At 67.6% G+C, this 6,585-nt stretch carries 4 protein-coding genes; 3 read left to right on the top strand and 1 reads right to left on the bottom strand.

Annotated features, from left to right (window positions below; all coding sequences use genetic code 11):
• Positions 1 to 115 precede the first annotated feature (115 nt).
• The 3 genes from ABZ855_RS47950 to ABZ855_RS47940 all read left to right on the top strand — a co-directional run bounded on the left by ABZ855_RS47950 (position 116) and on the right by ABZ855_RS47940 (position 3,157).
• Complete coding sequence (locus tag ABZ855_RS47950; RefSeq protein ID WP_360820280.1) at positions 116 to 1,039, top strand: alpha/beta fold hydrolase; 924 nt, start codon at positions 116 to 118, stop codon at positions 1,037 to 1,039.
• A gap of 82 nt (positions 1,040 to 1,121) precedes the next feature.
• Positions 1,122 to 2,033 carry a metal-dependent hydrolase gene (locus ABZ855_RS47945; protein WP_360820277.1) on the top strand — a complete coding sequence of 304 codons (912 nt, stop codon included), beginning with the start codon at positions 1,122 to 1,124 and terminating at the stop codon, positions 2,031 to 2,033.
• Between the two features lie 23 nt (positions 2,034 to 2,056).
• Entirely contained in the window at positions 2,057 to 3,157 is a 1,101-nt protein-coding gene (locus ABZ855_RS47940; RefSeq protein ID WP_360820274.1) for a PDR/VanB family oxidoreductase, read from the top strand.
• Between the two features lie 894 nt (positions 3,158 to 4,051).
• Here the strand turns inward: ABZ855_RS47940 and ABZ855_RS47935 are convergent.
• The gene (locus ABZ855_RS47935) at positions 4,052 to 5,230 is read right to left on the bottom strand and encodes a serine hydrolase (protein ID WP_360820271.1); all 1,179 of its coding nucleotides are present in this window, start codon (positions 5,228 to 5,230) and stop codon (positions 4,052 to 4,054) included.
• Positions 5,231 to 6,585 lie beyond the last annotated feature (1,355 nt).

The following is a 6,585-nucleotide window of genomic DNA, read 5'->3' as shown; positions in this document are numbered from 1 at the left end:
TGCAGATCCTGCCCTCCTCGGAGCTGGCGACCTTCAAGCGGCACTGGCCGGTGCGGCCCAGCTTCTTCCACGGCGGTCTGAACTACGGCGAACTGGCCCCTGCCGACGGTGGCCGATGACGGGCCCGACCGCCCACCGGATCACCGCGGACGGCGTGGAGTTGGCCGCCTACCAGTGGGGCGCGTCCACGGCTCCCGCGGTGGTGCTGGTTCACGGCTATCCGGATACCAGCGCCGTGTGGCACCCGGTCGCCGAGCGGCTGGCCGACCGCTTCCACGTCACCGCCTTCGACGTGCGGGGAGCCGGTGCCTCCCACCGGCCCAGGGGGCTGCGCGCCTACCGGATGTCCCGCCTGGAAGCCGACCTGGAGGCGGTTCTCGACGCGGTGAGCCCCGACCGCCCGGTGCACCTGGTCGGACACGACTGGGGATCGATCCACTCCTGGGAGTCGGTCACCGGCACCCGCTTGCCCGGGCGGATCGCCTCGTTCACCTCCATCTCCGGCCCCTGCCTGGACCACGTCGGCCACCTGATCCGGGCCCGCGTCCGGCCACGGCATCCGGATCTGCGGAAGATGCTGCGGCAGGCCGCGCGGTCCTGGTATATCGCCTTCTTCCACCTTCCGCTGTTGCCGGCCCTGACCTGGAGAGCACTGGGACACCGCTGGCGCGCCTTCCTCACCGGCTCCCAACACATGCCCGGGCACACCGCCTACCCGGCGCCGACACTGGTCCGCGACGCCGTGTCCGGCACCGCGCTCTACCGCGCCAACATGCTGCCCCGCCTGCTGCGTCCCCGGGACCGGCCGACCACCGTCCCGGTTCAGCTCATCATCCCCACGCGCGACTTCTGCGTCACCCCGGTGCTGTCGTACGGAGTGGAGCACTGGACGCACCAGATACAACGGCGCCCGATCGACGCCGGGCACTGGGTTCAGCTCAGCCACTCCGAGGAGGTCGCCTCCCGGATCGCGGAATTCGCCCACAGCATCGAAGACGGCTCCGGCCGCACTCCGGACCACATCGCGCACCCGATCTGACAGACCAACAGGCCGGCAGCACTGGACGACTGCCTGACCGCCCCTCCCCACACTTCGATCGCTGATGGAAGAGGAACCTGTCATGTTCCGAGCCGCACATGCCCACCAGAAGAGTCCGTCCGAGCCCATCGACCACCACGACCTGGTGCTGCAACCCCGGGACGTCACCTTCGACTGGAGCGCCACCCCGCTGCACTGGCTGCCGGGCGAGCCCTTCGCGACCCACACCATCGATGTGCTCCACCTCATGCTCCCCGAACTCGAACGCTGGTTCGTGCGCACCTTCGAGCAGGCACTGCCACTGATCACCGATGACCGGCTGCGCGAGGACGTACGCGGCTTCATCGGCCAGGAAGCAGTGCACGCCGAGGCGCACCAAGAGGTCCTGGAGCACCTGCTCACCAAGGGGCTGGACCCGGCCCCGTACACCCTGCAGTCCGAATGGATCTTCCGAAGGGTGCTCGCAGACCGGCCGGAGCTGACACCGGCCGCCGCACACGCGCACCTCCTCCAACGGCTCGCCCTCATAGCAGCCTTCGAGCACTTCACCGCGTACCTGGGTCACTGGATTCTCAGCAACGGGCACCTCGACCAGGCCGGCGCGGACCCCGCCATGCTGGACCTGTTCCGCTGGCACGGCGCGGAGGAGGTCGAACACCGTTCAGTGGCGTTCGACCTGCTGGTGCACCTCGATCCCCAGTACCGGCGCCGAGTGGTCGGCATGCTCGTCACCGCTCCGGTGCTGACCCGGCTGTGGATCCGCGGAGTCCGCTTCCTGATGAGCGCCGACCCCGAACTCGACGATCGGGTCAAGGCCCGCTTCCGCGACTACCTGGCCGCGGCCCGCAAGGACCTGTTGCCCCCGCCGGGCGCGTTCACCCGCTCGGTGCTGCGCTACTTCCGCCCCGGCTACCACCCGACCCAGGAAGGCTCGACCCAGCAGGCGATCGCCTACCTGGCGGCCTCCCCAGCCGCCCGAGCGGCTGCCCGGTGAGCCGACGATCACTAAGGCACCCCATGGACATCAGCACACCCGTCACCCGGCCGCCGGACCTGTACGGCAGACCGCGCGGCGACTCCTTCATGCAGAAGCTGGCGGCCTTCAGCGACCACGCGGTCACGCGCCTCGCGCGGCGCAGCACTCCTCCTGGGCGCCCGCCGGCCACCGAGACGCCGGTGATCCGGGAACTGGTGGTCGCCACCAGGCACCAAGAAGCCGAAGATGTCATCTCCCTGCGGCTGGAAGCACCCGACGGGGCGATACTCCCGCCCTGGCAGCCCGGCGCCCACATCGAACTGCGCCTGCCCTCCGGCCGCAAGCGGCAGTACTCCCTGTGCGGCGACCCCGCCGACCGCTACCGGTACCGCATCGCAGTGCGCCGCATCGCAGGCGGCAAAGGCGGTTCGGCCGAGGTGCATGACACCCTCGAAGACGGTGCGCGGGTTGCCGTCACCGCGCCCCGCAACGCCTTCCCCTTCGCTGCCGAAGCATCCCTCCTGCTCATTGCGGGCGGCATCGGAATCACCCCGATCCTGCCGATGGCCCGGGAAGCCGCCCGACGCGGGCTGGACTGGAGGCTCGTGCACACCGGCCGCAGCCGCGCCTCGATGCCCTTCGCGGCAGAGCTGGCCGAACTCGCAGCCGCAGCCCCTGACCGGGTCCTCGTCCGTCCTGACGACGAGTCCGGCGTACCCAAAGCAGCCGAGTTGTTGAGCTCGAGCCCGGCGGCGGGTGCGGTGTACTGCTGCGGGCCCGCGCCCATGATCGACGGCGTCCGGCGCGCGTTCGGTGCCAGCAGCGCGTCAGCCCTGCACTACGAGCGGTTCGCCCCGCCCCCGATCACGGACGGCCGCCCCTTCGAACTTCAACTGGGCGACACCGGACGGGTTCTACCGGTGCCGTACGACCGCTCCGCCCTGGATGTTCTCCACGAGGCCCTGCCGGACCTGCCGTTCTCCTGCCGCCAGGGGTTCTGCGGCACCTGCCGAGTACAGGTGGCATACGGCCATGTCGATCACCGTGACCGTCGCCTCACGGCCACCGAACGTGCGGAGGGCGCCATGCTGCCCTGCGTCTCGCGCGCACCGGAAGGAGAGCGGTTGGTGCTGGAGGTGTGAGCTGTGGCCAGGCGCCCGTAGAGCGCGGCCATCGCCCCGAGGACCCTCAGCGGCAGCGTCGATATCCGAACCCTTGGCGCGACCCAACGAATGGACGATGAGACGGCCGGGGGCACTGGCCAGTTCCAGCAGCAAGTCGCCGCCAGACGGAGAAGTGCCCGGCGGGCAGTTCGGCATAGCCGCCGTCAGCCAGGCCGTCGATCTGGGGCGCGATCCCAACCGAGTACCAGGAGGCCCTGTTGCCGCAGTCGCTCGCGTCCTCTGCGTGGAACCAATTCGCTGTCACCGACGTGTGACTGCCTATCGCACGGGGTCGCCGGTGGCTCTGTTACGGCGGATCAGCAGGTGGTGGCGGCCGGACCCAGCGATTGGCAGATCGATGTGGGCCCGGTCGCAAAAAGAGCGCTGTCCCTTGCCTCTCGCCCCGGCGGACAGCTTCCACCAGGCCCGCTTGGGGAGCTTCTTGGCCAACGCGTCAACTCGGAGCACTGCCCTTGGCCGGTCGGCGGACAGGCGCTTGGCCGCTTCGCATGCTTGAGAGAGGAACGCGCTTACGGGGCGTACGAGCACCGTGACTGTTCCTACCGCCGCTGGAAAGCCGGGCGGGCGAGGCGACGGCTCATGACCATGATGAAAGCCTCCTCGCTGCTGGCGGGCAGCGTCTCGAAGTTCCGCACCAGGCGGCGTGAGCGCATCAGAGCACCCCCGCCTGCGCTTCCCTTACCCAGCGTCTCGGCAGTGACACGAACCCTGCCACGAGACGAGGTCGCGCGTTGTTTGATTGGGTCTGAGCCGACCAGCAGCAGTCTTCGCCGGACCTATGTGGTGCCGGCTAGTCGCCACCGGCACCACGTTCCGATCAAAGGCACCCAGGGGTAGGGACCTCGATGAGGGTCACACCTGACGCGCCAGCGCCCTCAAGAAGTCGACTGTCTCGTGATCGCGGTTGGTCGACTCGTCCGGGGTGGTTCCATACTCGTGATTCGCGCTCAGCTTGACGATGACCACCTCGCGCGAGGGGTCCACGTAGACGAACTGGTTGTAGACCCCGATGGCGCTGAACTCGCCGTCGTCGCCGGCTGGCAACCACCACTGGTAACCGTAACCAAGTCCGAAGTGGTGGTCGCCGACGATCGGCTTCCCGGGCTCCAGGTGAGGCGCCTGAACTGTCGTGGACGTGCGGACCCATTCGGCTGGAACGACCTGCGCGCCGTCGACCTGACCGCCATTGCGGTACAACTCGCCGATGCGCGCGAAGTCGCGTGCCGTCAGGTTCAACATGGCGAAGGTGGCCTCGGCGCCCTCCCCGTCGACGATCCAGTACCCGGGCGATTGCATCCCCAGAGGCTCGCAGAGCTTCTCCTGCATGTAGTCGGTCACCGACCTGCCCGTTGCCTTGATGAGCAAGAGTCCCAGCGCCTGGGTGTCACCCGAGCTGTAGCGGCAGATCGTTCCGGGCTCACTTTCGCGGGACATCGCTCCGACGAACGACTCCAGCGAGCCCGTCCCCGTCATGGCGAGGGAGAGACCGTAGATGTCCGATTCGGGATCGCTGTAGTCCTCGTTCCAGCGGGCGCCCGAGGACATCTGCAGTACGTCCTTGATCGAGACTCCATCGTAGGCCGAGCCAGGTTGCACGCTCAGGTAGTCGCTCATCAGGTCATCGACGCCGGCGATGTGTCCCTCGTCGATCGCAATGCCGACAAGGGCGGACACAAAGCTCTTGGCGACTGACGCCGAGAGCCACGGCACCTGCGTACCTCCGGTCAGCGCATAGCGCTCGTAACGCACTTTGCCGGCCTGCAACATCAACAACGCCGAGGTGTCGGTCGCGCTGAAGAACTCCTCGAAGGTTCGGTCCTCGCCATCGAAGACGTAGGTCGTCGGAGCCTCCACAGGTTCACCGGCAGGCCACTCGCGAGGCTGGCTCGACGGTTCCATCCGCGCAGACGGGAGGATCTCCGCCATCCGCGCGAAGTTCTCGTGTTGGGGCGCGCCCGTGAAGAGTCCAAGTCCTACGAATCGCGCCAGCACCTCGCTCGGGGCGGGGGCGTCGGTGTCCTGCTCGTACATGGTGCCTCGATCCCGGTAGCACTGCGCGAAGCAGTGCAGTCAAGTGAAGTTCGAGCCAAGGTAGCCGCACCGATCGGTTATCACAACCATTTGGTGCGTGCTCTTCTATCTCATCCGCCTGCGTCGTAGCAGGTTGGACTTTGGGGAGCGAATATGGACTTCTTGCCTTCTGGTCGCGACGGGACTTCGTCCGAACCATCGCCCCGCCTGGGCATCACCAGTCCGCGACCACTTCAGACGTTGAGGCCGGTGCGCCGGATCGGGCCTAGTGGGAAAGCCCAGCTCACAGCCTTGCGCAACACCTTTAAGTCGATGCTGTGACTCTGATGGTGATCTTGGCGGAGTGGTGACGGCGGTCGCCGGTGATGGTCAGCCAGTCACTGGCGGGGCGGCCTCGACTTCGAGCGATGGACGGCGTCGATGCGTCCGGCAAGTGTCCAGCGGATTCCCCCGATGACGGTTCGGGTGGAGCGGGCGACGCAACCAAGAGGGACGCCGGCGATACTGGCGCGGGACCGGCTGCATGTGGTCTTCGCCGACGAGGACTTCACGCATCCATATCCGGCTGATGACCGGTCGAGTTTCTCGCCGGGGCAGTTGACACTGGCGTCGGTGCCACTGTTCGCAGAGACCTCTCGGATCTGTGGCGGCAGATGCGGTGCGCACGAGGATCGACCGGAAGTACGGGCTCGGCCTTGAACTGGACGATCCAGGGTTCGACTCGGCGGCACGCAAAGACCGCGCGCACTCACCCACAACGTCTCGATGACCTGCAAGATTTGGACCGTGACGCCCCGGCGGTCGCTTCCCCCTGGGGCAACTCCAACTGGCGCTCGGCGCCGTCGACCAGCACCACCCAGCACCGCCGGCGCTTCGGGTCACGGCTTTTCGGCCTGGCCGAATGCGGCGGTGATGACGCGCGCCTCGCAGTGCACGACGGAGAGGGTGAGCTACTTCGCGCGACTTTCGGTCCCTTGCGTGGGGTGCGGGGGCCGGTGCGGCAGCCCTGCGGGGCGATGATGTTGCGCACTCGACTCGACGCCGGGTCGACGCCGTGCACGACCGCCAGGGTTGCCGCCGGCTCACTACCGAAGAGCCACCCCCTCGGGAAGGCCACCTATCGCCCAACCCTCGCGGACTGCGGCGACATGACCTTGAGCCGGTTCCGACCACCCTCTCCGGCGTTGTCAGGTCTCTCCAGGAATTTTAGGTAAGTGGATCGACTTGCCATGAGAGCGATGCGGGGGCTACCTTCAAGAGGTGAGTCCAACGACTTACCTTACTACTCGGCAAGGAACCATGAACATGACTCGTCTTGCGGGCAAGCGCGCCCTCATCACCGGCGGCACGAGCGG

Origin of the sequence: Streptomyces sp. NPDC047042 (assembly GCF_040644035.1) — a bacterium.
In the GTDB taxonomy this organism is placed as follows: domain Bacteria; phylum Actinomycetota; class Actinomycetes; order Streptomycetales; family Streptomycetaceae; genus Streptomyces.
The sequence above is the reverse complement of the archived record's forward strand: the minus strand, read 5'-3'. Positions and strand labels throughout refer to the sequence as shown.

Excerpts from the sequence above, each read along its gene's own strand:
- ABZ855_RS47940 (WP_360820274.1), top strand. The coding sequence starts at position 2,057 with ATGGACATCAGCACACCCGTCACCCGGCCGCCGGACCTGTACGGCAGA.
- ABZ855_RS47950 (WP_360820280.1), top strand. The coding sequence starts at position 116 with ATGACGGGCCCGACCGCCCACCGGATCACCGCGGACGGCGTGGAGTTG.
- ABZ855_RS47945 (WP_360820277.1), top strand. The coding sequence starts at position 1,122 with ATGTTCCGAGCCGCACATGCCCACCAGAAGAGTCCGTCCGAGCCCATC.
- ABZ855_RS47935 (WP_360820271.1), bottom strand. The coding sequence starts at position 5,230 with ATGTACGAGCAGGACACCGACGCCCCCGCCCCGAGCGAGGTGCTGGCG.